Raw genomic sequence first — 25,817 nt, 5'->3', positions numbered from 1 at the left:
GACCCGTAGGGTCCACGGTCCGGACAGGTGGGCACGCTTGTGACGTGCAGTGCACGAGCTATGGCATACCAAAGAATGCGGACGGGACCGTCGTCCGTCAAGGCGTTGGTATACCGTGAGCGACAATTGACGGGGAGGAAACATGGCGGCACGGGCGGGGTCCGGCGAGGCGGGCTGGCTGCGGGACCAGGTCTGCGAGGGGGTCAGGGACCGGATCATCTCCGGTCAACTCAAGCCGGGGGACCGGCTGTTGGAGCGGGAGGTGGCCGAGGAGTTCGGGGTGTCCCGGATCCCGGTGCGCGAGGCCATCAGGGTGCTGCTCAGCGAGGGCTTCCTGGAGGCGGTCTCCGCCCGCAAGATCGTCGTCAAGCAGCTCTCGTTCCAGGACGTGCTCGACCTCTTCGATCTGCGCGAGGCCCTGGAGGTGCTCGCCGTGCGCCGCGCCACCGAGCGGGCACAGCAGCCGCAGATCGCCGCGCTGGGACGGCTGTTGACCAGCGCGGAGAAGGCCACACGCACGGGGAAGCCGGCCCGTATCTCCCGCGCGAACACGGACTTCCACCACCACATCGTGGAGATCGCCGGCAACACCCTGCTCGCCGGCACCCTCCAGCCGCTGGAGGGCCGGATGCGCTGGCTGTTCCAGCAGGTCGACGACCCGCACGCGGTGTGGGAGGAACACCAGGCCCTGTACGAGGCCATCAGGGCAGGAGACGTAGACCTGGCAGCCGACCGCGCCCTCCACCACGTCCGCCACTACCGCGAGGTGGCGATACGGGTGCTGTTCGCAATTCAAGCCCCTGCGGCGATTGAGCAGGCCTTTCAAGCCTCTGCGGCGATTGAGCAGCGGGGTCCGGGGCAGAGCCCCGATCTTTCAAGCCCGGCCGGCGATTGAGGCCCGGGGTCCGGGGCAGAGCCCCGCAACCTCACGCCATCTGCCGCCTCACCAACTCGTGCAACCGCCCACCCGTATCCGCCAAAAGCTCCTCGGGCGACCCCTGCTGAACCACCCGCCCCGCCGACATCACGACCACCCGATCCGCATCCATGACCGTCGAGAGACGATGCGCGATCACCACCCGCGACGCCCGGAGGGCCTTCGTACTGTCGATGACAATCCGCTGCGTCTCATTGTCCAGCGCACTCGTCGCCTCATCGAAAAACAGAATCCGCGGTCGCCGAATCAGCGCCTGCGCGATCATCAACCGCTGCCGCTGCCCGCCGGAGACCGCACCCCCGCCCGAGATCATCGTGTGCAGGCCCATCGGCATCCGCTTGATGTCCTCCGCGAGGCCCGCCATCTCGGCCGCCGCCATCGCCTCCTCCTGCGTGAAGGCCTCTGCGCCGCAGATGCAGTCGAGGATCGACCCGCTCAGCGGCTGGGCGTTCTGGAGGACGACGCCGCACTGGCGCCGCACCGCCGCCTGGTCGAGCGCCGACAGGTCCTGGCCGTCATACAGGACGCTGCCGGAAGCGGGCGCGTCGAAGCCGATCAACAGCCGAAGCAGCGTGGACTTTCCGCAGCCGCTCTCGCCGACCACCGCCACGAACTCGCCCGGCCGGATGGACACGTTCACGTCGTCGAGGACCAGCGGGCCGTCGTCGGTGTAGCGGAAGGAGACACCGCGGGCCTCAAGCGCGCCCGTCAGCTCGCCCGGCTGCGTCGCCGCCTCGCGGACCTCCGGCTTCTCGTCCAGCACCGGCTTGATCTGCTCGAACATCGGCAGCACCGCGGCCGCCGAGATCAGCGCGCCGGTCAACTGCGTCACCGACGTCAGGAGCATCGTCACCGACGTGTTGAAGGTGAGGAAGGACGCCGCCGACATGGAGCCGCGGGCCGGGCCCGCGAGCAGCATGAACATCACGAGCGAGCACAGCGGGAGATAGACCGAGTTGAGGACCGTCGTCGCGTTCTTGATGCGGCCGGCCCTGCGCTGCAACTCCCGGGTGCGCGCGAACTCCTTCGCCCACGCCGCGTACGCGAAGCTCTCCGCGCCCGCGACCCGCAGTTTCGGCAGCCCGCGCAGCGTCTGGAACGCCTGGTTGTTGAGCTTGTTGCCGAGCTTCACCAGGCGGCGCTGCCAGCGCAGTTCGAGCAGGCCGAGGGTGAGGAAGACGGCCGCGACCAGGACCAGCATGCCGAGCGCCGCCATCGCCAGGGGGACGCTGTAGAGGAGGAGCATCACCAGGTTCATCGCGCCGACCGTCGTCGACTGGACGACGATCGGGCCCACGCCTGACAGCAGGCGCCGGATCGAGCTGATGCCCATCGCCGCGCTCGCCAGCTCGCCCGTCGAACGGGAGGCGAAGAACCGGGTGGGCAGCCGCAGCAGCCGGTCCCAGACGGCCGGTTGCAGTTCGCTCTCCACTCTGCCCTCGATGCGCAGCACCGTGAGGTTCTGCAGCAGCATGAACGCCGCCGTCACGACACTGGTGACCACCACCGCCAACGACACCTGCGTGATGAGGTCCGTCTGCGCGTTGGGGACGTACGTGCCGAGGACCTGGCCGGTCGCGACGGGGACGAGCGCGCCGAGCGCCACCGTGACCAGGCCCGCGAGCAGCAGCCTGCGGATGTCCTTGGTCATCGACTGCATGCTGAAGCGCATCAGCCGCAGCGGGGTCAGATCGCCTTCGGGGAGCGGGCGATAGAGCATGATCGCCCGCTCTTCGAAGTCCTCCGCGTTGTCCTCGTCGACGCGGACGCGCCGGTCCCCCGCCGGGTTCACGGTCTCGTAGCCGCCCCGCCGGTACAGCAGCGCGACCGGGGCGCCGGACGAGGCCCGGTAGCCGACCAGCGGGCCCGCGTCGCGGCGCCACCAGTCCCCGGCGAGGCGTATGGGGCGGGTGCGGAGACGGGAGGCCGTGGCGAGCTGTTCGACCGGGTCGAGGCGGTCACTGACCGCGCCCACGTGGTCGGGGTCGACGAGCCGGATGCCCGCCGCGTCGGCGACCACCTTGCAGGCCGCGTACGTGGCGTCGGCGCCCGCGTCGTGGGAGCCGCGGCGGCCGCGCTTGGTGCCCATGGACGCGAGGAGCGTGCGGTCGGCCTGCTCGCGGACGGCCTCGCCCGCGCGGATGCCGGCCGCCGTGCGGTCCTCGTGCGCGCTCTCCAGGCGTTCGATCCAGCGGTCGAGCGTGGAGAGCAGCCGCCACTGCTGGTTGACCATGCTCTGCCACAGGCCGGTGTCGACCAGCAGATCGGACGCCGCGTCCGCCGCGTAGGCCGACCCGTACTGCACGCTGCCGGGCGCGAGTTGGGGCCAGAGCACGTCGTCGTCGCCGACGAGGGAGTCCTCGACCGTGCGGCTCTCCAACGGCGCCTCGAAGAGGACCTGCTGCCCGCGGCCCACGCCGAGCGCGAAGGCCTCCTCCAGCAGGCTCCACCCGTACGAACCGTCGTAGGCGGGCGGCGCGTACGGCAGCTCGCGCAGCGGGATGCGGCGCACCTGGCAGCCGGACAGCGGCCGCCCGACGAGCGTGTGCTGGGTGCCCTCGACCGGACCGAGCAGCAGCGTGCCCGGCTCCAGGCGGCCGAGGAAGTGCCAGTGGCCCTGCTGCTGGACGTCGACCGCGAACAGGTCGAGCGCGCCGCCGGCGACGAGCCACAGCACGTGCGGGCCCTCAAGGGGCAGGCTGCGCAGATCGGTGCAGTCGACGGGGGCGCCGAGGCCGCCGAAGGCCGCCACCACTTGGTCGGAGGAGGTGAACTCCGCTTGCAGGTCGGTCATCTCAGTGCTCCTTGACCAGGTCGGCGTACGGCCCGCCGGCCCGCACCAGGTGCTCGTGGCGGCCCCGCTCGACGACCTGTCCGTGGTCGAGGACCACGATCTCGTCGCTGTCGCGCACCGTGCTGAGGCGGTGCGCGATGACGACGCAGGCGCAGCCGCGCCGCCGGATGTTGTCCATGACCGTCTGCTCGGTCTCCGCGTCGAGCGCGCTGGTTACCTCGTCGAGCACGAGGATCGAGGGCCGCCGCACAAGGGCTCGCGCGATTTCGAGCCGTTGCCGCTGCCCGCCGGAGAAGTTCCGGCCGTCCTGTTCGACCCGGCCGCGCACACCGCCGGGGCGGCGCGCCACCACGTCGTACAGGCACGCGTCGCGCAGCGCCTCCTCCACGGCCTCGTCGGAGATCGACGGGTCCCACAGTGCGACGTTGTCGCGGACCGTGCCCTCGAAGAGGAACACGTCCTGGTCGACGAAGGAGACGGAGGCGGCGAGGGCGCCGCGCGGGATGTCGTCCAGGCGGCGGTCGTCGATCCGGATGACGCCCTCCCACGGCGCGTACAGGCCGGAGATCAGGCGGGAGACCGTGGACTTTCCGCTGCCCGAGCCGCCGACGAGTGCCACCTGCTGCCCGGGGCCCACCGTCAGGGAGAAGCCGGACAGGAGCGGCTTGTCGAGCGGGCTGTAGCCGAACGTGATGCCGTCCAGTTCGATGTGGCCGCGCAGCCGGCGCGTGCTCTGCACCTGCTCGGGGCGCGCGTACAGCTGGTCGACGGGGAAGTTCTCCACGTCCTTCAGGCGCGCCACGTCGGCGGCGAAGTCCTGGATGCGGCCCGCGACACTGTTCAGCCGCGTCAGCGGCGTGGTGAAGCGGGTCATGAGGGTCTGGAAGGCGACAAGGAGACCCACCGACAAATGACCCTCGACCGCCCGCATGCCGCCGATCCACAGGATCAGCGCGCTGTTGAGGGTCGCGAGGGTCGGCGCGACGATGCCGAGCCACGCGCTCGGCACCCCGAGCTTCTGCTGCTCTTCAAGCGTGGTCGCGTGCTGTCCTGCCCACCGCCGGAAGTAGCCGTTCTCGCCGCCGGTCGCCTTCATCGTCTCGATGAGCTGCAGGCCCGTGTACGAGGTGTTGGTGAGCCGCGCCGTGTCCGCGCGCAGCTTCTGCGTGCCCGTCGCCCGCAGCTTCACGACGACGCGCATCGCCACGACGTTCAGTAGCGCGATCCCGACGCCGACCGCCGTGAGCTGCGGATCGTAGGAGTACAGCAGCGCCGCGTACAGCAGCACCACGATTCCGTCGACGCCCGCCGACGTCAGGTCGCGGGCCAGGGTCTCGGCGACCGCGTCGTTCGACTGGAGGCGCTGCACCAGGTCGGCCGGGCTGCGCTGCGAGAAGAAGGTGACGGGCAGGCGCAGCAGATGCCCGAAGAAGCGGGCGCTGCTGAGCGTCGAGGAGATGATGCGGCCGCGCAGCAGGTTCGTCTGCTGCAGCCACGTCAGGACGGCGGTCAGCGCCACCATCGCGCCCATCGACGCGAACAGCGCGCCAAGCAGCGAGGTCTGGTCGCCGATGAGGAACAGGTCGATGTACGTCTTGCTGAGCGCGGGCACCGCCGCGCCCACGCCGACGAGCAGCAGGCTCGCGAGCAGCGCGATGAGCATCGTGCCGGTGGTGCCGCGCAGCCGTGCGGGCAGCGCCGACATGACGCCCGGCTTGCGCCCGCCCGTACGGAAGTCGTCGCCCGGCTCCAGGACGAGGACGACACCCGTGAAGCTCGTGTCGAAGTCCTCCATCGGCACGAAGCGGCGGCCCTTGTCGGGGTCGTTGATGTGCACGCCGCGGCGCCCGAAGCGGCGGCCCATGCCGTCGTAGACGACGTAGTGGTTGAACTCCCAGAACAGGATCGCCGGGCCCTGCACCTCGGCGAGCGCGGTCGGCTCCATCTGCATGCCCTTGGCGGTCATGCCATAACTGCGCGCCGCCTTGAGCAGGTTGGAGGCGCGCGAGCCGTCCCGCGAGACGCCGCACGCGATGCGCAGCTCCTCCAGCGGGATGTGCCGGCCGTGATACGCGAGGATCATCGCGAGCGCCGCGGCGCCGCACTCGACGGCCTCCATCTGGAGCACCGTGGGCGTGCGCACCCTCTTGCGGCGCTTGGCCGGCGGGGGAGCGGGGCGCGAGCGGCGGCGGTCCGGGCGGTGGCCCGCGGGCGGCAGGGAGGTCGTGGTCACGGCTTCAGCCAATCCATCGGGCGCTGATCGGCGAGGTGCACGGAGCCGGAGGCGAGGGTCATGGAGGCGAGCGGATAGGGCGGTCCGCCGTCGGAGGACCAGGCGTAACCGGACTTGGTGTCCGCTTTCTTGAGTTGCACAAGGACCGGGACCCTGGCTCCGCCCTTCGTGAACCCGCCGGCGAGCGAGCTGTCCCCGATGAAGTCGGTGACCTGCCGCTTCGTCTGGGCCGCGCGGCCGACCGCCTTCACGGTCCCGCGCAGCACGCCGTACTGCTGCGCCTGCGGCACGTTCAGGTCGACCTCGGCGCCCGCGTCCACGGTGCCCGCGCCGGTGGCGGGCACGTACAGCATCGCGAGCAGCGGATCACGCGTCGAGCCGGTCTTCTCCACCGTCGCCACGTCGGAGCCGGTCGTGACGACCGAGCCGATCCGCGCGACGAGCGCCGTGACCCGGCCGGCGTCGATGGCCCGCACGGCCCGGTTGCCCTGCGCCGTCCGCACCTTGAGGATCGGCGCGCCCGCGCGCACCCGCTGGCCCTCCTTCACGTACAGGCCGGTGACCTGCCCGGTGACGGGGGTCTGCAGGACGTAGCTGCCCTGCGCGTACGTGAGGATGCCGTCGGCCTTGAGCGTCGATGACACCGTACCGGTGACGGCCCAGACGCAGGCGGCGACCATCACGACGACGGTGACGGCGAGTACGAGCAGTCCCTGCGGCCGCGCGAGGCGCACCGGCAGATCGAGCTCCTCCGGCGACTGCAGTTTGGACAGGGCCTGTTGGCGGAACTGCACGGGGTCTTTCCCTTACGTTGCTTCATGGCCGAGCACATTTGGCCCGGACGCCCCGAAAGCCCCGGGACCCGAAGGTCCCGAGGCTTGGGGTGCGCCACCCGTCAGGAGGTGGCGCGGAGATCCCGTGGGATCGAATCCGACTCAGAGGCCGGAGGTCAGGCCGCCGGCCAGACCGGTGACGGCGCCGGCGTTGACGCCGGTGAGGCCCTCGACCGTGTTGGTCACGGAGGAGACGGTGCCGGCGACCGGGGCGATGCCCTCGACCGTGCCGGTGACCTGGCCGACGAGGCCGCCGACGAGACCGCCGGAGACGTTGTCGAGGTCGGCGTCCGAGATCTCAACGGTCTCAATGTGGTTGCTCATGGTGAGCCGCCCTTCTCATGGGGGGATGTCCTGGTATTTCAAATACGCGGGGCGCGCTGGAAATCGGTGGCTGCGAATCCCTGCGGCCGTCATGCGATGCGGAGGATCAAAGCATGTTGACGCGTCGCACAGCTAATCCGATCGGGTTCATTCGCAGGGGATCGGCGAGGTCAATTACCTTCGTGTGCCGGGGTGTTCACACTCGGCTGGCATGTCCTTCACATTCTTCACGGAGAGGATTGTGAACGCCCGGTGTCGCAGGACAGCAAAGGGGGACAGGCGGGCATTAACTGCGTGCGGTGCTTGTATAAGCCAATGTTTATTTGCGAAGCTCCGTGACCGCCCTGCGCATTCGGTGTGCAGGTTTCTGGCACGCGACCGCGGCGGCGGTCAGGACGACCGGCGGCGCGAACCCCCACGGCGGGAAAGCGTCCCGAACCGCTACGGCGCAGGCCGCGCCGCCGGCCACGGCCAACAACCGACCGGTCACCCACAGTTGCTCCCGGCCCCGCCCCGACCCGTCGGCCACCCCGGTCACGAGCGTCGTCAACGTCCCCGTGAAATAGGTCGTGGGCGCCGCCCCGGCCCCCGCCGCTAGCATCGCGGCCGACTGCCCGCCCATCGCGAGCGCGGCCACGACGAGCAGCACGGTCCGCCACACCCCGGCCGGGTCCCCGCCGAGCAGGCCTCCCGCCACGGCGACGAAGCCGAGCAGCACGCACTGCGCGGCGAGGCAGGCGACGACGCGGTCCGGCCACCCCGTCTCCCACGCCTCGCGAACGCCCCGGCACACGAGCGCGGTTGTCGCCGCCCCCACCGCGTACCCGCCGAGCGCGTACAGCGGCGCCACATCGTGGCCCGAGCCCTGGCCCGCCGAGATGCCGAGCAGGACGAGGTTGCCGGTCATCACACCGGCGAACACGGTGCCGAGGGCCGTGAACGCGAGGGCGTCCACGGCCCCGGAGGTGCCGGCGAGCAGCACGAGGGACATTTGGGCACGTTTGTTCATGCCTGAGACGGTAGGTGCGGAACCGGTTCCGAAACGTTCAGCCGTCGGCGCGTCGCCCGGGGGCGCTCCCGCCGGACTCCAGGTCCAGGGGTGCGAAGCCGAAGTCCTCCCACAGCAGCCGCGAGGCCTCCTCCGGGTACGAAGCCGTGTGCGAGGGGGCGTCGAGGACCCGGGTCGCCCGCTCGCCGGCGGTGAACGGCGCCCAGCCCGGATCCCCGCCCGTGGCGAACGCGGTCCACGCGTCGCCCATCTCCCGCGACAACTCCACGGCCGCGTCCGGGAGTTCGCCGGGGCCGAGGAAGAGACCGCCGAAGTCGGAGTCGAGCGTGCCGAAGACGAGGGGCACGTCCAGCGCGTGGCAGGCGCCCATCGCGCCGTCCGCTCCGGGCGCCTCCCAGCACAGCTCGTACGCGTACGCGGTCCCGCCGGCCGCCGCGTGGGCCTCGGCCAGGCGCAGCGACGGCATCCGGAACAGCCAGTCGGACATGACGAGTTCGTGCAGCCGGGTCGGATCCGCGGACGGGTACGCCGTCCGGTAGCCGGCCTCGGCGCCGGGTCCCGGGCCGAAGCGGAGCAGCGCCTCGGTCGCCTCCTCCTCGGTCGTCTTCCCGTACCGGCCCGCCATGATGGTGAACAGCCGGTACTCGTCCCGGTTGTGCCCGACGAGCAGCTCGACGTCGCGCGCGGCGCCGCCCGCGAGCGCCTCCCATGGGGTGGCGGGCAGCACCTCGCCGTCGACCACCGGCGAGAACGGGGTCATCGTGTGGGCGACGCGACCCCAGCTGTCCGCGTATTCGGGCAGCGCGCGGATCAGGTCGTCGGTGGCATCGCGCAGCGCCTTCGGCGCGCACGCGGCGAGTTCGGCCGCCCCCGCGCCCGGCACCCCGAGCCGCTCCGCGATCCGCGCGCCGATGTCCCGCGCGAGGCCGAGCGTGAAGAACGTGCCCGGCACGCTCTGTGCGACCGCCCGCCGGAACAGGCCGGCCGCCGACGGCATCGCGAGCAGCGACGCCACCGAGCCCGCGCCCGCGGACTCCCCGAACACGGTCACCCGGCCGGGGTCGCCGCCGAACGCCGCGATGTTCTCCCGCACCCAGCGCAGCGCCGCCACCTGGTCGAGCAGTCCCCGGTTGGCGGGCGCGCCGTCGAAGACACCGAAGCCCTCCGCGCCGACCCGGTAGTTGAGGGTCACGACGACCGCGCCGCGGGCGGCGAGCGCGGAACCGTCGTAGTGCGGCCCGTCCGTGGAGCCGGTGACGTACGCCCCTCCGTACACATAGACAAGCACCGGCAGGCCCGCGGCGCCGAGGTCGGGCGACCACACGTTGACCGTCAGCCAGTCCTCGCCCTCGGGGACCGAGCGGCCCGTGAGCCCGCCCACCAGGGACTGCGGGGGCGGCGGCCCGAAGGCGAACGCGTCGCGCACCCCGTCCCACGGCGGCGTCGGCTCCGGTGCGGCCAAGTGCAGCGCGCCCACCGGGGGTTGGGCGTAGGGGATGCCGCGGAAGACGCTCAGCGCTCCCTGCGTGAGTCCGCGGACGTGGCCCGATGCGGTGCGTATCGGCGCGGTGGGGGTGGCGTCGGTCATACGTGTCCTCCCTGGTGGCTCGCCCTGGTGCCGCACAGGGCGTCGAAGCGCTTCGACGAACTTCTGGACAGGCACCCTGCGCAAATCATAGGGTCGGCATGCCGAACGACGGGCGGCCCCCGCCGACGCCGGCACTGGGCGGGTCGGGGGACCCGTCGACCCCGCCCCCCTCGGCCTCGGCTTCAGGAGAACGACATGGTCACCCTCGCAGAGGTCGCCAGGCACGCCGGAGTCTCCGCGAGCACCGTGAGCTACGTCCTCAGCGGCAAGCGGTCCATCTCGGCGGCCACCCGCGAGCGCGTCGAGACGAGCGTGCGCAAGCTGGGCTACCACCCCAACGCCGGGGCCCGCGCCCTCGCCAGCAGCAAGTCCAACATCATCGCCCTGATGGTGCCGCTGCGCACCGACATGTACGTACCCGTGATCATGGAGATCGCGACGGCGGTCGCCACCGCCGCCCGTGCGCACGGCTACGACATCCTGCTGCTCACCGGCGAGGAGGGCGCCCAGGCCGTGCGCCGCATCGAGGGCAGCGCGCTGGCGGACGCCGTGATCGTCATGGACGTCGAGCTGGACGACGAGCGGCTTCCGCTGCTGCGCACCGCGAGCCGCCCCGCCGTCCTCATCGGCCTGCCCGCCGACACCACGGGGCTCAACTGCGTGGACCTGGACTTCGCCGCCGCGGGCGCGCTGTGCGCCGATCACCTGGCGGGCCTCGGGCACCGCGAGATCGCCGTCATCGGCGAGGCCGCCGCCGTCTACGAGCGCCGCACCGGCTTCGCCGAGCGCACACTGGCGGGCCTGCGCGGGCGCAGCGCCGAACTCGGCCTGCGGCTCCTGCACCGTCCCTGCGAGGGCAGTTACGCCTCGGTGTCGGCGACGTTGTCGCGGATCTTCGACGAGCGCCCCGGCACCAGCGCGTTCGTCGTGCAGAACGAGGCGGCCACCGACCCGCTGCTCGCCCTCCTACGCCAGTCCGGGCGGGCGGTCCCCGAGGACGTGTCGGTCGTCGCGGTCTGCCCCGAGCAGGTCGCGCGGCACGCGTCGGTGCCGCTCACCTCGGTCGCCGTGCCCGCGCAGGAGATGGGGCGGCGCGCGGTGGAGCAGGTCGTGGCGCAGATCGAGGGCCGCGGCTCGGCGGAGGAAGTCGTGCTGCTCGCACCGGAGTTGACCGTGAGGGAAAGCGCGGCACAGGCGCCGCCTGCCGGTTAGGATCGCCACTTCCGGCCCTGAAGCGTCAGAAAAGCCTCGGAAAGTGAGCATGCCTGTGCAGCCGACGTACGTCCTCGTTCATGGAGCGTTCGCCAACTCCTTCTCCTTCGCGCCGCTCCAGGCGGAACTCGGCCTGCTCGGTCACCGCTCGGCCGCCGTCGACCTGCCGGGACACGGCTTCGAGGCGACCTACCCGGCCGCGTACCAGTCCCCGCAGGATCCGGTGGGCCTCGCCTCAACACCCGGCGCCATCAAGGGCGTCACCCTCGCCGACAACGTCGCGTACCTGATCGGTGTCCTGGAACGGGCCAAGGAGAACGGCCCCGTGATCCTCCTCTCGCACAGCCGCGGCGGCCTCACCGCCACGGCCGCCGCCAACCGGCGCCCCGACCTGATCGACCACATCGTCTACGTGGGGTCCTGGTGCCAGGTCGACCTCACCGCGGCCGGCTACCACGCCGAACCGGAGATGGCCTCGGTCGACCCCGCCTCGCTCGGATTCGCGATGGCGGGCGACCCGGCCGAACTCGGGCTGCTGCGCGTCAACTTCCGCACAGCCGACGAGAAGGCGCTCGACGCGTTCCGGGCGGCGTTCCTCGCGGACGGCACCGACGACGAGTTCCGCACCTTCTTCAACACCTTCCAGCCGGACGAGAACCTCGATGTCGGCACCGAGGACGACCGTGCGCAGGCCGCCACGTGGGGCCGCATCCCGAAGACGTACGTACGTCTCCTGCACGACGCGACTCTGCCGCTCGCTCTCCAGGACCGGCTGATCCGCGAGGGCGACGCGTTGACCCCGGACAACCCCTTCACCGTCCGCTCCCTCGACAGCAGTCACCTGAAGTGGCTGGTGGACCCGGGCCCGGCGGCCCGGGTCCTCGCGGACATCGCCGACGGTGTCAGCCGCCCGACACCTTGAACCTGTTGGTCGTGAAGTCCGGGCCGCCGGACGACGACGTGATCTCGTAGCCGCCGAGCGGCCCCACGGCGCCGTTGTGGTTCATCCAGAGCATGACCTCGTGGTCGACGCGGACACCCGGATCGCGGCCGTCGGCCTGCTCGCGGACGAGTGCAAGACGGACTGGTACAGCGGCACCCTCATCCGCCGCTCGACGGGCTGCGGGAGCGGTTCGGCGCGGACCGGGTCGACCGGGTGCGGCTGCGGTGCGCCGAGGGGTGGGTGTGTGTCCCCGACGCGCACGCCGAACTGCCCGCCCTGCTGTGGACCGCGCACGGCGGCCAGGCGGCGGGCCGCGCGCTCGCCCGGGTCCTCGCCGGACGAGGCGGCGGTGGGGGCCACCTTCACCGTCACCAACACCGGCTCGCGCACGGCGGACGCGGTGCCGCAGCTGTATCTGCGCGCGGTGGCCCCCTCCGTGCCGCGCCCGCGCCGCCAGCTCGTCGGGCACCGCCGCGTCACCCTCGGCGCGGGGGAGTCGGAGCGGGTCACCTTCCGCGTGCCGGTCGCCGAGTTCGGCCACTGGGACGCCGTCACCGGCGAGGGGGTCGTGGACGTGGCCGACGGCTGCCGCGTCGAGGTGCCCGCGACCGCCGGAGCGTACGACTACGTCACCGTCGAGGCTCCCTTCACCGCGACGTGAGTGCGCGATCTGCGTGTGCGGTTGAGCGATGGCGTCCGCTTGGCCCGCATCACTTTCGTCTCGCGGGGCACCGGGGTGTGACGACATCGGGGGCGGGGGTGACACCGCATCCAACAGGTGAGTAAGGTGAGCCTTACCTAAGTTTGGAGTGGAGATGGTCAACCCAGTGGCGCACCAGGAGCTCACCCCCGCCGAGCGGGCGCGGACGATCCTCGCCGCGGCCGACACCTTGACCCTGACCCTGACCACCACGACCGAGGCCCGGCTGCGGCTCGACTGCGTGGGGCTCTACGCCGTGGACGCCGCGTCCCGGCTGATCCTGCTCGACCCCGAGGATCCGCGGCTGACCGCGGCGCTCGCCACGGCGCCGCACTCGGGCCTCGCCGCGTACGCGGAGTTCACGGACGTGGCCCCCGTCGTCGTACGCGAGCGGGTGCGGGCCCGCCTCGCGTTCAGCGGACGCCTCGGGGGCGCGGGCCCCGACACCCTGGTGTTCCGTCCGGCGCGGGCCGCCTTCGCCGAGGACGACTCGGTGCGCGTCCTGGACGTGACGGAACTCGCCGCGGCGGCTCCCGACCCGCTGGCCGGGGTCGAGGCGGAACTGCTCTCGCACCTGGACACGGGTCACGCGGACCTCCTCGTCCAACTCGCCGAAACAGTCGGCGAGTTGGATCTGTCCGACGTGGCGGACATCCGGCCCGTACGTCTCGACCGCAGGGGCCTCGTCCTGCGCCTCGAACGCGCCGCCGGGGAGTGCGAGGACGTCCGCATCGCCTTCCCCAGGCACGCGATCGGCCCCCACGAAGTGAGCCACCGCATTCAGGAACTCCTCGACGCCGCGGCCGCCCGCGCGCACCGCTGAACGGAGGCGCACATGCAGCGCGGCAACATCACCGCCACCCGCGTCAAGCCCGAGTCGGCGCAGCCCCTGCGTCTGCACGTCCTGCGCAGCGAACACCTCTCGCCGCACTTCGTCCGCGTCACCCTCGGCGGCGGCGACATCGCGCGGTTCCGGCCGATGGGGTACGACCAGTGGTTCCGCCTCTTCCTCCCGGCGGGACCCGACGCGGACGCCTCGCTCGGCCGGGTCCCGGACCGGCTGACCACAGTCAGTTACCTGAAACTCCTCGGCGGGTCCAAGGAATCCCGTCCCGTCCTGCGCAACTACACGGTCCGCGCCCATCGCGCCGAAGGCCCCCAAGGCCCCGAAATCGACGTCGACTTCGTGCTCCACGGACACGACGACGAGGCCACGGCAGGCCCCGCCGCCGCCTGGGCACGAGCCTGCGGGCCCGGCGACGCGGTCGTCCTCGTCGACGAGGGCACCGGCTTCAACCTGCCCGAGGGAATCCGCCAAGTCGCCCTGGCCGCCGACGAGTCGGGCCTGCCCGCGCTCGCCGGTGTCCTCGCCTCGCTGCCCGCCGACACCACGGGCTGGGCCGTCGCGGAAGTTCCGGCCCCCGAGGACCGCCAGAAACTCACGGCGCCGCCCGGCGCCGAGGTCGTATGGGTCGACCGGGATGACACGGCCACGTCCGTGCCCGGTGCGACCGCTCTCGCTCGCGCCCGTGAACTGCCGCTCCCCGGCGGCCCGTTGTACGGCTGGGCGGTCGGGGAGTCGGGGCTCGCCACCGGGCTGCGCCGGCACTGGGTGGCTCAGGGAGTACCGAAGGACCGCATCATGTTCTGCGGGTACTGGAAACACTGAGCGCCTGCGCCTGCTTGGCGTGTGCGCGCTGCAGCTCCTCCAGGGCCACCGAGACCGGAGCGGGGCCTCGGCCGAACGCGACGAGCCGCCGGTAGCGGTCGCGCAGCGCCTGATACGCGGCGGCGGGGAACAGCCGCCGCAGCACGGGGACCGCCACCTTCGCGACACCGTTCAGCGGGTGCCGGCGGGGTGCGGTGTGCTGCCGCTCGGCCACCGCGGGTGTCCCGGCACCCGGCACGGAGAGTTTCACCCCGGACAGGCGCGGCGAGCTGAGCCAGCCGCCCACGTTCAGGCGCAGGCACACCTGCCAGTCGCCGGTCTCCAGCGGCCCGGACATCTCGTCGACGCCGGTGGGGTCGATGGTGCACTCCGTCGTCCAGTGCATCTCCCACAGGTCCGGGTCCGCCTCGTGCGCGGTGGGCCGCAGCGTGGAGGTACCGGTCGCCACCACGAGCTGGGTGCCACCAGCCTTGTGGTGCACGAGGCCCTGCGCCTTGGCGTACTTGAGCGGCGCGGTGAAGTCGAGCGCGGGGGCGAGCCCGGGAAGCTCGTCGAGGGGAGCGGGCGGCTGCCAGATCCAGCGCACCCGCTTCTTGCCGGTCGGCGTCTCGTGCACCGCGCGGCGGAACAGGAGCGGGGTGCTCTCACCCGTCTCCGGGTCGGTCCGCACCAGAGTCGTGCGCGCGCGGACGTGGAGCACCTCGCCGCGCCAGGATGTCTCCTCGACCTTCGGCAGGTGCCGCACCTCGCTCTCGAACCGTGTGTAGGCCTGGATGCCCTCGTGGTCGCCTGAACGGCACAGGCGGGAGAGCACGCGCAGGCGCTCCGGCAGATGGCGGTCGACGGCAGTGGGCAGGTCGGCGGCGAGGTCGATGACCTGCTGCCGCCAGGCCGCGCGACGCTCCTCCTCCTGCCCGAGGAACCCCTTTCCGGTGAGCCGCTTCAAGGCCTTGCTGCCGTACCAGTTGGCGGTGAACCGGTGCCGCATCTCCTCGTCCGCCACGTGCGTGTCCGGGGCGTGCAGCAGCGCGATGATGCGCCGCACGGAGTCGATGTACGAGGTGGGCTCGATGGGGGTGTAGCTGATGTTGTGCTTGCCGTCGCGGTGCCGCACCCAGTGGTACGTCGTGTAGTCCGCCACGGTGCTGACCTGCTTGGCCAGCAGATAGGCACGCAGCGTGAACAGATGGTCCTCGAGCCGTACCCGGCCCTCCTCGAAGCGCAGCGCGTGGTCGAGGAGGAACTGCCGGCGAAACAGCTTGTGGACGGTCATGCTGCCCAGCAGTACGGGGTTCTCGCGCACGGACCCCCGCTCCAGCGGCCTGGCGAACGGGGCCCGCGGGGCGCCGCGTCCGTGTCCCGCCATCCGCCCGATCACGATGTCGGCGTCGGTCTCCTTGGCGCGCGCGTAGAGCCGCTCGAGCGCCTGCGGGGAGAGCCAGTCGTCGTCGTCGACGAAGTGCACGTACTCGCCGCGTGCGCGGTCGACCCCGGTGTTGCGGGGGCGGCCGGGCCAGCCCGAGTTGGTGGACATCGGGACGACCCACATGTTGTCATCGCCGGCCAATTCCCTTTCCAGGAATTCGACCGTGTCGTCCGATGAACCGTCGTCGACGTAGAGCACTTCGAAGTCCGTGCGGGGCATGGACTGTTTCCGCAGTGCGGTGAGGCCAACCAGGACGTCTTCGCCGGTGTTGTGGGTCGGAATGATAACCGTGACTTTTAGGGAGGTCATGTAGGTCTGTCAATCCGTGCGCTCGGACCAGTTCCGAGTAGAGGGCTCGCAACCTGGCAGCGTTTACATCCTTCACAGGAAACGCACTTCCCATGGTCGCTCGGCCGTACGAATATCGCATGCGGAGCGGGGCATCACTGTTTCGAGTGACGCGGGCCGGGCCATACCGGGGTTTCGGGCCGGGTCTGCGACGGTGTCGGCCATGGCTTCTCTGTACCGGACACTGCTGAACGGCCTCTCTCGGACCGGGGCCCAGATCATCGACCTGGCTCCTGGAGCAGCGGTCCTTGTGCACCGACGGCATGGGAAGTGGACCAGTACCGACCTCGGCGGCGGCGTCCATCTCGTCGTGGACCAGCGGAAGTCGGGCGGGCCGGAGCGTGACTTCCAGAAGGCGGCGTCGGACTATCTCTGCAGCCGCCACGTCGTCGAGATGCTCGACCGGTACGGAGTGAACTGTGTATTCGACGTGGGTGCCAACGTCGGACAGTACGGAAAGCGTCTCAGGCAGTTCGGATACAAAGGGCGCATTGTATCCTTCGAACCCGTTCCGCGCTTCCTGGAGAAACTGCGGAAGCGTGCCGAGGGTGACGCCGACTGGCATATTTTCCCCTGCGGGCTGGGCCGTTCGGACGAACTCCGACCCATGCACGTGGAGTGGAACACCATGAACTCGCTGCTCCCTCCGAGCGACTACGGGAACGCGGCGTACAAGCGGTTCACGAAGGGCCGCACGGAGGAAATCCAGATCTGCCGTCTCGACGGCCTCATGGACCAGGCCCTCGCCGGCATCCCCGACCCCCGCCCGTATCTCAAGATGGACACGCAGGGCTACGACCTCGAGGTCTTCGCCGGGGCGGGGGAGCGCGCAGGCGATCTCGTGGGCCTGCAGTCGGAGGTCGCGCTGCTGCGGCTCTACGAAGGCAGCCCGCGCATGGCGGAGGCCCTTGCCGAGTACGAGGGCCACGGGTTCGAGGTCACCGGCATGTACCCGGTGACCTGCGAGAAGAGCACCGGCCGGGTGCTCGAGTTCGACTGCGTGATGATGCGCGCCGGTGGCTGAACCCGAACCCCCTCAGCGATCGAGTTCCCGGTGCGCGCTCTCCGGGAGCCGCAGGTACACCACCGAGGACACCAGGCACAGCGCGGCGACGTACCAGGGGAAGAAGCCGCTGTGCCCGAGGTCCTTGAACAGCGTGCCCATGTACGGCGCCGTACCGCCGAACAGCGCGACCGTCAGCGAGTAGGGGAACCCGATCCCGGCGGCCCGTACCCGCGCAGGGAACACCTCCGCGTTGACGGCTGCCGAGATCGACGTGAACCCGGTGAGCAGCACCATTCCGGCACACTGCGCGAACAGCAACGAGGCGAAGGACCCGGTCAGCGAGTGCAGCAGCGGCACGCTCAGCAGCGCGAACCCGAGCCCGAAGAACAACAGCAGCGGTTTGCGCCCGAACCGGTCGGAGAGCATCCCGCCGACCGGCTGCAACAGCGCGAAGAACGCCAGCGAGATCGTGCCCGCGGTCAGCGCCTGTGACTTGTCGATGTCCGTGTTCAGCTCCGCGTACGTCGGCAGGTACGAGGTCCACGTGTAGTACGCGAGCGTGCCGCCCGCCGTGATCCCGCAGATGAGCAACGACTGCCGCGGGTACTGCTTGAGCGCGTCGAAGAGCCCCGGCCGCTCGTGCGCCTCGCTCCGCGTCTCCTGCGCGCCCTGCCGGATCCAGAACCCGACGAGGCTGAGCACGGCTCCCGCGAGGAACGGCACCCGCCACCCCCAGCCGTCCATCTGCCCCTCGGCGAGCGTGGCCACGAGCACCGCGGCGACGCCCGAGGCGATCAACTGCCCGATGGACGTGGACACATACTGGAAGGACGAGAACAGCCCGCGCCGCCCCGGCCCCGCCGACTCGACGAGGAACGTCGTCGACGCCGCGAACTCCCCACCCACGGACAGCCCTTGGAGCAGTCGCGCCAGCACGAGCACGACGGGCGCGAGCACCCCCACCGACGCGTACGTCGGCGTGATCCCGACCAGCAGGCTGCTGCCGCCCATCAACAAAATGGTCACGGTCAACGCGGCCCGCCGCCCACGCCGGTCGGCGACGGCGCCCATCAACAGCCCACCCACCGGCCGCATGAAGAACCCGACCGCGAACACCGCGAAGGTGGCGAGCAGTGGTACGAGCGAGTTGTCGGCCCCCTTCGGAAACACCTGGTCGGCGATGTACGTCGCCAGGAACGTATACGCATACCAGTCGTACCACTCGACGGCATTGCCGACGGAGGCGGCGAGCAGCTGGCGGACGGGGTGTGTGGGTGGGGCCGCGGTAGTGATCGTCTCTGTCATGATCCCGACGCTAACCCCACAAACCCCCAGCTCACACGCGGTTTGACGGAGTCGACACATCGCCGTCACCCAGACCGTCCCGGCACGGCCGACCGGCTGCGGCCTTCGAGTGCGTGCACGGTGATGGGTTGTTGGTCGGCTTCGAGCATCGTCTCCTCGCAGCGGGAGGGGGTTACGCGGTGGCCGCGTCCGTGGCCGCGGTGTCGTCGTCGAAGGTCATCTCCGGTGCGGGGCGGCGGAAGCCCTTGGTGAGGGCTGCCAGGTAGACGACGCCGATCGCCAGCCAGACGCCGCCGATCCAGAGTGCGTCGTCGTCGAGCTTCGTGAGCAGGTAGACAGAGACGACGGCGCCGATGGCCGGCATCACCAGGTACGAGAAGAGGTTGAGGGCGCGGCCGTGTCTGCGCTCGCGGACGAGGTGGGCGATCACGCAGAGGTTCACCAGGGTGAAGCCGAGGAAGGCGCCGAAGTTGATGAACGAGGTGGCTGTGGTCAGGTCGAGTTTCATGGCGATGACGCCGGCGGCCGCGGTCAGCAGCAGGTTCGGCACGGGCGTGCCGGTCTTCGCCGACAGTTTGCCGAAGAAGGCCTTGGGCAGTGCGCCGTCGCGTCCCATGACGTACATGAGGCGGGCGGCGGAGGCCTGCAGGGCGATACAGGAGGCGATGGATCCTGCGATGGTGACGAAGTTGATGAGCTCGGCGTACGTCTCGCCGCCGACCTGGACCTTCAGGTGGTACGCGGCCGCGTCGACGTCGGCGAACTGTGCGCCGGGGTGGACCAGTTGCATCACGAAGGACAGCACGATGAAGATCGCTCCGGCGGCGATGACGCAGCCGATGATGCCGCGGCCGATCGTCTTCGCCCCGCCCCTGGCCTCCTCGCCCAACGTGGAGACGGCGTCGAAGCCGAGGAAGGAGTACGCGGCGATGGCGGCGGCCGCCGTGACCATGCCGATCGACGTGCCGGAGTTCCACAGGGCGTCCGTGGCGGGGGCGGAGGAGCCGTTCTTGCCGAGGAAGACGACACACAGGGTGGCGAAGAGGACCAGCGACCCCAGAGCGACGAACATCAGGACCTTGTTGACGCGGTCCGCGAGCTTCATGCCGAAGACGTTGATGGCGGTGGTGATGCCCACCGAGACGATCAGCCAGACCCACTTGGGTACGTCGGGGAACTGGGCGTTGAAGTAGATCGCCGTGATCAGCCAGCCGACCATCGGGATGAAGAAGTAGTCGAGCAGCATCGCCCAGCCGGACAGGAAGCCGATGCGGCTGTCGAGCATCTTGCGGGCGTAGGTGTAGACCGACCCCGCGCCGGGCACGGCGCGCGCCATCTTCGCGTAACTCAGCCCGGTGAGCAGCATCGCGAGGGTGGCGACGGCGAACGCGGTCGGGGCCACGCCGCCGCTGGTGGCGGCGATCACGCCGAAGAGCGTGACGACGATGCCGGGAGAGATGTAGGCCAGGCCGAACAGGACGATGGAGAAGAGGCTCAGGTCGCCCTTCAGTCTCATGGTGTTCCCGGGTGTCTCGCTGCTCATCGTGACGGCTCCTCGGTGGTGTGGGCGGGGTTCCAGGTGGCGGGGTCGATGCGGCCCCCGTAGAGCGGGAGTTCGAGGGCCGGGTCGCCGGGGCGGAACTGGTCCCAGATCCGATTGAGGCCGGCTGTGCCGTAGCAGCGGACGTTGCTGACCTCGTCGAGGTCGATCACGTCGGTGAGGGTGGAGTCGCCGGCATCGACGGTTTCGGCGCGCACCGTGCCCTGGGGATCGATGAGGAGGCTGCGGCCCATCCCGGAGGGGGCGGCGGAATTGACGCTGGCGACGAAGACCTGATTGGTGATGGCGTGGGCGCGGTTGAGGACGACTTCCTGCGCGCGGTCGCTCGTCGACGTACGGACCACGTTGACGATCAACTCCGCGCCCATCCAGGCCAGTTGGCGGGAGATCTCCGGGAACCAGGTGTCGTAGCAGATGGACAGTCCGATGCGGCCGACGCCTGGGAGGTCGACGACCTCGAACCGGGTGCCGGGCGTGGTCGTCTCGTACGGGCGCCACGGGCAGATCTTGCGGTACGCGGCGAGGCGCTCGCCCTGGGGTGAGTAGACCGGTGCCGTGTTGTGGACGTGGTCGTCGGTACATCGTTCGTAGACGCTGCCGGGTACCAGCCAGATGCCCAGGTCCCCCGCGAGCTCGGCGAAGACCGCGTCGCGTTTGCCGTCGAGCGGCTCGGCGGCCTTCTCCGGGGCGGCCGGGACGCCAGGGGCGCTCTCGCCGAGGTGCAGTTCGGGGTAGACGACGAGGGCGCCGGGTGCGCGCAGTCTCACGCGCCGCTCCACGTCGGCGGCAAAGCCCGCGAGGTCGTCGGCCGGGCGGCCGGGTGCCTGGGCGAGGATCAGGGGCAGGGGGCGGGCCATGCGAGGACACCAGCCAATCGAAGGGAGGGTTCTGCGAGGAGAAAGGGAGGGTTCTACGAGGAGAAGTCGACGGACGTTCGGGCGCCGGTAACCAAAAATTCCGGTGAAGCGAGAATGCAGCCGGTCAGTCATAGCTTCAAATACTTGTCAGGGCTGATTACCATGCCTTTGAGGCATGCAAGTGTCATGCCTCCTCCGTCTCCCGAGGGACCACCGCCATGGAACTCCGAGTGCTGCGCTATTTCCTGACCATCGTGGAGACCGGCTCTGTCACCAGGGCCGCCGAGGTGGTCCGTGTCGCCCAGCCCTCGCTGTCACGCCAACTGCGCGGCCTGGAAGGCACCTTGGGGATGACGCTCTTCGACCGCGACAGCAAGCAGATGGTCCTGACGGCGGCCGGCCGGCGCTTCCTTCCCCTGGCCCGCGACCTGGTCGCCCGCGCGGACACCGCCGAGGCCGCGGTCGGCGCGCTGGCCGCCGGCCGTGCCATGCGGATCACCGTGGCGGCGCCGCCCACCACCATCACCGACGTGATCGCGCCGTTCCTGGCCACCTGGGGGCCGGAGGATCCACTCGTCACCGTGCAGGCGGAGAGTCCGGCACACGCGTACCAGGCCCTGACGAGGGGCGCCGACGTAGCCGTCTCCTCGGCACCTCCGAGGCGCCGTTTCGCCGGGCTCCCTGTGGCCCACCTGCCACTGTGGGCCTACGTCCGTGCCGACCACGCCTGGGCGGACCGGGACCGAGTCACCATCGGGGAACTCGCCGCGGAGCCCCTCGTCGTCCTCACCCCGGCGCACGGCACCCGCCGCATCCTCGACCATGCCGTGCAGGACGCGGACGCCTCGTACGACATCGTGCTCGAATGCGACACCCCGCACGTCGCGCAGGCCATGGCGGCTTCGGGCCATGGTGTCGCGGTGGTCTCCGACGACCCCCGCTTCGACCTGCACCCGCTGCTGATCCTCGACAGCACGGGCGAACCACTGCAGATCCACCTGCACGCGGCGTGGGACGCCAGCCACTACGCGCCCCGCAGCATCGAGGCATTCGCCGCCGGGTTGTCACGTTTTTGCGTCGAGAGGTACGGGCCACAGGTCACCGCCCGCCTATGAACCGCGACGACGACAGACCACCGCCCCGACCACGACACGAGACATGAACACACGCCGACCCGACGGCCAACACATCACGAAGAGCTGGGGGTATGCCTGGCAGGCAGCCCGACCAGACCGGGCAGGCATTGGACGGCGGACCCGCTGCGACACACCATGCAGCGGTATTCCGCATCTGCTGCCGGCCCGAGAGGACATCGGACCATGTCGAGACCGTTCCCCACCCGACGGCTACGCCGTGCCACTGCCGTCGCCGCCGTACTGGCGGGGCTGCTCGCCTTCCCGCAACCGACGATGGCGGCACCCGCCGCGAACGCCGCAGCCGCACCCGTACCCGTACCCGTACCCGTACCGGGCGATCCGCTCACCGGAAGCGGCGCGGTGAACCGGACCGAACTCACCGCCGGCCAACTCGCCGGGGGCGGCGCCGAGTCCACCGTGCCCGACAGCGCCTTCGCCCTGCCTGCGGGGGCGGCGCCACCCACCCACAGCTTCGAAGGCACCCTCGCCCTCAACGGCCTCGCCACCGCCGGCGGATTCCGCGCACTGAAAGACCCGGACGGATACGCGGACGCGGCGGCGACCCGGCACCTTCCACCGATCGACATCGCGCTCGTACAGAACGGCAGCCACCTCGTCCCGGCGAAGCGCGGATTGCAGTACACGGGGAACCAGGCCTGGAACCTGGCGGTGGGACCCGGCCGCGCGTGGAACGAGGACGGCGACGGCCAACGCACCCGTGCCTCCCTGCCGTTCGCGCTCGTCGAGCGCAACGCCAACTGCGTGCACAACGGCACCCTGACGTTCCTCTTCGACGACACAAAGGTCTCCGAAGTCCGCTACCAGGTCACCACGGAGACCTGCCAGTACTTCCAGTTCGACATGTGGGGTCAGGTACCGGCCGACTACCGGCCCGGCCCCGTCGACCGCGCCGAGAAGCTGCGCGACGCGTACGCCTCGGAGGTCAAGGACCGGCTCCCGACCAAGCCCATCTCGGCGCTGGCCACCGACTACCCGGACAGTGGCGTGGACGTGAAGAAGTTCAGCTCAGGCATCACGCCGTCCGCGCTGAGCACCTCCGGTCTCTACTTCCACGGAGTCCACTACGTGGGCAACTGTCGTACCCGGCAAGGGAATTACCCGTTCTGCGGCCAGATGCTCCTGCCCTCGTACTCGACCGCGAAGTCGGCGTTCGCGGGAACAGCCATGCTGCGTCTGGCGCAGCGCTACGGTCCTGCCGTGGCCAAGGAGAAGCTCTCCGACCGCATCCCTGAGGCCGCGGGCAACGCCGCCTGGAGCGGTGTCACCCTCGACCACACCCTCGACATGGCCACCGGGAACTACACATCGCCCGGCTACGAGATCGACGAAGCGGGCCGCACCATGGCGGACTTCTTCGCGGCCGAGCCCTACGCCGACAAGATGCGACACGCGCTGTCCTTCCCGCGCAAGGCCGGCCCCGGCAACAAGTGGGTCTACCACACCTCCGACACCTTCCTCGCCACCCGAGCCATGAACAACTACCTGCGGGAGAAGGCGGGTTCGGACGCAGACATCTTCGACATGCTCCGCGACGACGTGCTCAAGCCCATCGGCATCGGGCCCGACTCCCTCGTCTCCGCCCGCACCGACAACAGCCCCGGCGGAGCACCCTTCGGCGGGTACGGCATGTTCTGGACGCAGGACTCCATCGCCAAATTCGCGAAGTTCCTGAACAACGACCACGGCACCGTCAACGGCAAGCAGCTGCTCGACCCGGCACTGCTCGCGGCCACCATGCAACGCACACCGGGGGACCGGGGCATGACCACCACCGGCACGAAGCCGATGAAGTATCAGAACGGCTTCTGGGGCCGGGAGTTCACCTCCGCCGACAACCCCGCCTACACCAGACCCTTCTCTGTGCCTTTCATGTCGGGATTCGGCGGCATCACCGTCGCGATGATGCCGAACGGCGCCACCTACTACTACTTCAGCGACAACAACGAGTTCAGCTGGAACTCCGCTGTCGCCGAGGCCAACAAGCTGGCGCCCATGCCCGGCGCGGCAGTCACGGCGAGGTAGGCCCCGTCGAACTGAACCGCTCCGGAGCGGTTCAGCACTTCGGGTGCGTCAGCGATCCATCAAGGATCACTGACACGAGGATGGTGCACGAGTGAGCCCGCTGTCCGCCCGGAGTCAGACGGGCTGGCCGATCGGACGGATCGTGACCGTGTTGAGGTCGACGCCCGCCGGCTGGTCGAGCACGAAGCCGATCGCCTCGGCCACCGAATCCGGGCTCATCGCGATGGAGGGAGCGGAGCCGTGCCAGAACGCGGTGTCGATCATGCCTGGGTTCACGACCGTGACTCCGATGCCGCGGGTCGTGGCGTGCAGGCGGAGGTTCTCTGCGAAGCCGACCACTGCCCACTTCGTGGCGGAGTAGAGGTTGCCCGGGCTGTTCTTGATTCCGGCCACGCTGCCGATGAGCACCAGCCGGCCGCGGGACCGCTCGAGGTGGGGCAGGGCCGCCTTGGCCAGCAGAGCCGGGCCGAGCACGTTGGTGAGTACCATCGGTGCCCACAGCTCGGGATCGCCGCCGTCGATGACGCCGGCACCGCCCGTCCGGAAGTGATCCGCGGACGCGCCGCCTGCGTTCGCGATTGCCGCGTCGAGCGACCCGAAGCGCTCCACCGTGCTGGTGACCGCGGTGTTCGTGGAGTCCCAGTCGGAGGCGTCTGCTACCAGGCCCAGGACGCGGTCCGTGTGGCCGACTTCGTCGAGGAAGGCCTTGAGCCGACCATGATCGCGCCCGGTGACGGCGACCCGGTGGCCACGCAGGAGCAGGAGCCGAGCGGTCGCGGCGCCGATCCCGCTCGTGCCACCGGTGATCAGGACCGTCTTTTCAGCGACCGGCGAAGCGCCGGAGCCAGTGGGTGTGTCAGTGAGTGTGGTGTTCATGGCGTCCACTCTGTGGCGCGGCGCGGGCCCGCGACAGTTGCTTCCAAAGGTGGGGACGACATCCCCTGGCGCCAACGGCGCCGCCCGGAGAGGCTGTGCCCATGTCGAACACGCGGTACTCCGAGCTCGGTGGCTTCCTGCGTTCGCGACGCGAGCGGATCCGCCCCGAGGAGGTCGGGCTCGCGCCCGGCCCGCGGCGACGCGTCCCCGGTCTGCGTCGCGACGAGGTCGCCGTTCTGGCCGGCGCCTCGGTGGAGTACTACACCGAGCTCGAGCGCGGTGCCGGCTCGCAGCCCTCGGACCAGATGCTCGCCGCGCTCGCCCGCGCCCTGCGCCTCAGTCGCGATGAACGCGACCATCTGTACCGACTGGCGAACCGCTCGATCCCGCACCAGGGCGGGACGGCGTCACACGTCCACCCCGCGATGCTCGACCTGCTGACACGAATCGACGGGACCCCGGCGATGGTGAGCACCGACCTGCACACCGTTCTGGTCCAGAACCCGCTCGCCATCTCCATGCTCGGCGACCTGTCCGCGCACCACGGCCACGCGGCGAGCTTCATCTACCGATGGTTCACCGACTCGGCCTCGCGGCAGATCTACCCGCAGGAGGACCTCGCCCCGCAGTCACGCTCGTTCGTTGCCGATCTACGCGCGGCAGTCGGACGACGCAGCCCAGGCGACGCCGAGGCGACCAAGCTGGTGGACGAGCTGCTGCAACAGTCGCCGGAGTTCCAGGCGCTGTGGGCCGACCAGGACGTGGAGGTGCGCAGAGACGAGCGCAAGCGGATCGTCCACCCCACCGTTGGCATGCTCGACCTCAACTGCCTCAGCCTCTTCAGCGAGGACGGCCGCCAGCGGTTGCTCTGGTTCACCCCACGCGCCGGGACCGACACCGCCGAGAAGCTCGCGCTGCTGACCGTCGTGGGAACCCAGGCGATGCACACCGGACCAGGCCGGTGAACCGATCGAGGAGGTGCGGCTCGAGCGATGGACGCGACCGGCCGAACGGCAC

20 protein-coding genes and 1 pseudogene are annotated in these 25,817 nt (G+C 70.4%); 10 read left to right on the top strand and 11 right to left on the bottom strand.

What is annotated here, in order from left to right; all coding sequences use genetic code 11:
- The first annotated feature begins 142 nt into the window (after positions 1-142).
- Positions 143-895, top strand: a complete 753-nt coding sequence (locus ACIRHA_RS10795; protein ID WP_403842823.1) for a GntR family transcriptional regulator — start codon at positions 143-145, stop codon at positions 893-895.
- A gap of 31 nt (positions 896-926) precedes the next feature.
- Here ACIRHA_RS10795 and ACIRHA_RS10790 read toward each other — a convergent pair whose 3' ends face one another.
- The 6 genes from ACIRHA_RS10790 to ACIRHA_RS10765 form a co-directional block, all read right to left on the bottom strand.
- Entirely contained in the window at positions 927-3,731 is a 2,805-nt protein-coding gene (locus tag ACIRHA_RS10790; RefSeq protein WP_403842821.1) for an NHLP bacteriocin export ABC transporter permease/ATPase subunit, read from the bottom strand.
- 1 nt (position 3,732) lies between these two features.
- Positions 3,733-5,964, bottom strand: a complete 2,232-nt coding sequence (locus ACIRHA_RS10785; RefSeq protein WP_403842818.1) for an NHLP family bacteriocin export ABC transporter peptidase/permease/ATPase subunit — start codon at positions 5,962-5,964, stop codon at positions 3,733-3,735.
- Entirely contained in the window at positions 5,961-6,758 is a 798-nt protein-coding gene (locus ACIRHA_RS10780; RefSeq protein WP_403842816.1) for a DUF2118 domain-containing protein, read from the bottom strand. The genes ACIRHA_RS10785 and ACIRHA_RS10780 overlap by 4 nt, the downstream gene beginning before the upstream one ends.
- Positions 6,759-6,899: 141 nt before the next feature.
- Positions 6,900-7,121, bottom strand: a complete 222-nt coding sequence (locus ACIRHA_RS10775) for a type A2 lantipeptide (RefSeq protein WP_351339290.1) — start codon at positions 7,119-7,121, stop codon at positions 6,900-6,902.
- Between the two features lie 319 nt (positions 7,122-7,440).
- Positions 7,441-8,130 (bottom strand): YoaK family protein, encoded by a 690-nt coding sequence (locus tag ACIRHA_RS10770; protein ID WP_403842813.1) that lies wholly within the window; start codon positions 8,128-8,130, stop codon positions 7,441-7,443.
- A 37-nt stretch (positions 8,131-8,167) separates the two neighbouring features.
- Positions 8,168-9,718, bottom strand: a complete 1,551-nt coding sequence (locus ACIRHA_RS10765) for a carboxylesterase/lipase family protein (RefSeq protein WP_403842810.1) — start codon at positions 9,716-9,718, stop codon at positions 8,168-8,170.
- 195 nt (positions 9,719-9,913) lie between these two features.
- Here ACIRHA_RS10765 and ACIRHA_RS10760 point away from each other — a divergent pair, with 195 nt between their 5' ends.
- From ACIRHA_RS10760 to ACIRHA_RS10740, 5 genes and pseudogenes are all read left to right on the top strand, one after another.
- Positions 9,914-10,930, top strand: coding sequence for a LacI family DNA-binding transcriptional regulator (locus tag ACIRHA_RS10760; protein ID WP_403842807.1), 1,017 nt, complete (start codon positions 9,914-9,916; stop codon positions 10,928-10,930).
- A gap of 43 nt (positions 10,931-10,973) precedes the next feature.
- Positions 10,974-11,852, top strand: a complete 879-nt coding sequence (locus tag ACIRHA_RS10755; protein ID WP_403842804.1) for an alpha/beta fold hydrolase — start codon at positions 10,974-10,976, stop codon at positions 11,850-11,852.
- Between the two features lie 282 nt (positions 11,853-12,134).
- Positions 12,135-12,432: pseudogene (locus ACIRHA_RS10750) on the top strand (fibronectin type III-like domain-contianing protein); the annotation flags it as partial.
- A 256-nt stretch (positions 12,433-12,688) separates the two neighbouring features.
- The gene (locus ACIRHA_RS10745) at positions 12,689-13,396 is read left to right on the top strand and encodes a DUF2470 domain-containing protein (protein WP_403842801.1); all 708 of its coding nucleotides are present in this window, start codon (positions 12,689-12,691) and stop codon (positions 13,394-13,396) included.
- 12 nt (positions 13,397-13,408) lie between these two features.
- Positions 13,409-14,242, top strand: a complete 834-nt coding sequence (locus tag ACIRHA_RS10740) for a siderophore-interacting protein (protein WP_403842798.1) — start codon at positions 13,409-13,411, stop codon at positions 14,240-14,242.
- Here the strand turns inward: ACIRHA_RS10740 and ACIRHA_RS10735 are convergent.
- Entirely contained in the window at positions 14,214-15,977 is a 1,764-nt protein-coding gene (locus ACIRHA_RS10735; RefSeq protein ID WP_403842795.1) for a glycosyltransferase family 2 protein, read from the bottom strand. The genes ACIRHA_RS10740 and ACIRHA_RS10735 overlap by 29 nt on opposite strands.
- A gap of 202 nt (positions 15,978-16,179) precedes the next feature.
- Between ACIRHA_RS10735 and ACIRHA_RS10730 the strand changes: the two genes are divergently transcribed.
- Positions 16,180-17,040: an FkbM family methyltransferase gene (locus ACIRHA_RS10730; RefSeq protein WP_403842792.1), complete on the top strand. Its 861-nt coding sequence runs from the start codon at positions 16,180-16,182 to the stop codon at positions 17,038-17,040.
- A gap of 12 nt (positions 17,041-17,052) precedes the next feature.
- Here the strand turns inward: ACIRHA_RS10730 and ACIRHA_RS10725 are convergent, their stop codons facing one another.
- From ACIRHA_RS10725 to ACIRHA_RS10715, 3 genes are all read right to left on the bottom strand, one after another.
- The gene (locus ACIRHA_RS10725; protein ID WP_403842790.1) at positions 17,053-18,327 is read right to left on the bottom strand and encodes an MFS transporter; all 1,275 of its coding nucleotides are present in this window, start codon (positions 18,325-18,327) and stop codon (positions 17,053-17,055) included.
- A gap of 172 nt (positions 18,328-18,499) precedes the next feature.
- Positions 18,500-19,870 carry an APC family permease gene (locus ACIRHA_RS10720; protein WP_403842787.1) on the bottom strand — a complete coding sequence of 457 codons (1,371 nt, stop codon included), beginning with the start codon at positions 19,868-19,870 and terminating at the stop codon, positions 18,500-18,502.
- A complete protein-coding gene (locus tag ACIRHA_RS10715) occupies positions 19,867-20,745 on the bottom strand; it encodes a carbon-nitrogen hydrolase family protein (RefSeq protein WP_403842784.1) in 879 nt (292 codons plus the stop codon). Before ACIRHA_RS10715 ends, ACIRHA_RS10720 begins: the two co-directional genes overlap by 4 nt.
- Positions 20,746-20,963: 218 nt before the next feature.
- Here ACIRHA_RS10715 and ACIRHA_RS10710 point away from each other — a divergent pair, with 218 nt between their 5' ends.
- Both ACIRHA_RS10710 and ACIRHA_RS10705 read left to right on the top strand, forming a co-directional pair.
- Positions 20,964-21,860 (top strand): LysR family transcriptional regulator, encoded by an 897-nt coding sequence (locus ACIRHA_RS10710; RefSeq protein WP_403842781.1) that lies wholly within the window; start codon positions 20,964-20,966, stop codon positions 21,858-21,860.
- A 204-nt stretch (positions 21,861-22,064) separates the two neighbouring features.
- The gene (locus tag ACIRHA_RS10705) at positions 22,065-23,924 is read left to right on the top strand and encodes a hypothetical protein (protein ID WP_403842778.1); all 1,860 of its coding nucleotides are present in this window, start codon (positions 22,065-22,067) and stop codon (positions 23,922-23,924) included.
- Positions 23,925-24,038: 114 nt separating this feature from the next.
- On the opposite strand, the gene ACIRHA_RS10700 is transcribed toward ACIRHA_RS10705, so the two are convergent.
- Positions 24,039-24,800 (bottom strand): SDR family oxidoreductase, encoded by a 762-nt coding sequence (locus ACIRHA_RS10700; protein ID WP_403842775.1) that lies wholly within the window; start codon positions 24,798-24,800, stop codon positions 24,039-24,041.
- Between the two features lie 101 nt (positions 24,801-24,901).
- Here ACIRHA_RS10700 and ACIRHA_RS10695 point away from each other — a divergent pair, with 101 nt between their 5' ends.
- Positions 24,902-25,765: a helix-turn-helix transcriptional regulator gene (locus tag ACIRHA_RS10695; protein WP_403842772.1), complete on the top strand. Its 864-nt coding sequence runs from the start codon at positions 24,902-24,904 to the stop codon at positions 25,763-25,765.
- Positions 25,766-25,817 lie beyond the last annotated feature (52 nt).

Origin of the sequence: Streptomyces sp. NPDC102360, assembly GCF_044766085.1 — a bacterium.
GTDB lineage: Bacteria > Actinomycetota > Actinomycetes > Streptomycetales > Streptomycetaceae > Streptomyces.
This window is presented reverse-complemented; position numbering and strand designations above follow the sequence as displayed.

Excerpts from the sequence above, each read along its gene's own strand:
- ACIRHA_RS10795 (WP_403842823.1), top strand. The coding sequence starts at position 143 with ATGGCGGCACGGGCGGGGTCCGGCGAGGCGGGCTGGCTGCGGGACCAG.
- ACIRHA_RS10790 (WP_403842821.1), bottom strand. The coding sequence starts at position 3,731 with ATGACCGACCTGCAAGCGGAGTTCACCTCCTCCGACCAAGTGGTGGCG.
- ACIRHA_RS10775 (WP_351339290.1), bottom strand. The coding sequence starts at position 7,121 with ATGAGCAACCACATTGAGACCGTTGAGATCTCGGACGCCGACCTCGAC.
- ACIRHA_RS10770 (WP_403842813.1), bottom strand. The coding sequence starts at position 8,130 with ATGAACAAACGTGCCCAAATGTCCCTCGTGCTGCTCGCCGGCACCTCC.
- ACIRHA_RS10765 (WP_403842810.1), bottom strand. The coding sequence starts at position 9,718 with ATGACCGACGCCACCCCCACCGCGCCGATACGCACCGCATCGGGCCAC.
- ACIRHA_RS10760 (WP_403842807.1), top strand. The coding sequence starts at position 9,914 with ATGGTCACCCTCGCAGAGGTCGCCAGGCACGCCGGAGTCTCCGCGAGC.
- ACIRHA_RS10745 (WP_403842801.1), top strand. The coding sequence starts at position 12,689 with ATGGTCAACCCAGTGGCGCACCAGGAGCTCACCCCCGCCGAGCGGGCG.
- ACIRHA_RS10740 (WP_403842798.1), top strand. The coding sequence starts at position 13,409 with ATGCAGCGCGGCAACATCACCGCCACCCGCGTCAAGCCCGAGTCGGCG.
- ACIRHA_RS10735 (WP_403842795.1), bottom strand. The coding sequence starts at position 15,977 with ATGACCTCCCTAAAAGTCACGGTTATCATTCCGACCCACAACACCGGC.
- ACIRHA_RS10730 (WP_403842792.1), top strand. The coding sequence starts at position 16,180 with ATGGCTTCTCTGTACCGGACACTGCTGAACGGCCTCTCTCGGACCGGG.
- ACIRHA_RS10725 (WP_403842790.1), bottom strand. The coding sequence starts at position 18,327 with ATGACAGAGACGATCACTACCGCGGCCCCACCCACACACCCCGTCCGC.
- ACIRHA_RS10720 (WP_403842787.1), bottom strand. The coding sequence starts at position 19,870 with ATGAGCAGCGAGACACCCGGGAACACCATGAGACTGAAGGGCGACCTG.
- ACIRHA_RS10715 (WP_403842784.1), bottom strand. The coding sequence starts at position 20,745 with ATGGCCCGCCCCCTGCCCCTGATCCTCGCCCAGGCACCCGGCCGCCCG.
- ACIRHA_RS10710 (WP_403842781.1), top strand. The coding sequence starts at position 20,964 with ATGGAACTCCGAGTGCTGCGCTATTTCCTGACCATCGTGGAGACCGGC.
- ACIRHA_RS10705 (WP_403842778.1), top strand. The coding sequence starts at position 22,065 with ATGTCGAGACCGTTCCCCACCCGACGGCTACGCCGTGCCACTGCCGTC.
- ACIRHA_RS10700 (WP_403842775.1), bottom strand. The coding sequence starts at position 24,800 with ATGAACACCACACTCACTGACACACCCACTGGCTCCGGCGCTTCGCCG.
- ACIRHA_RS10695 (WP_403842772.1), top strand. The coding sequence starts at position 24,902 with ATGTCGAACACGCGGTACTCCGAGCTCGGTGGCTTCCTGCGTTCGCGA.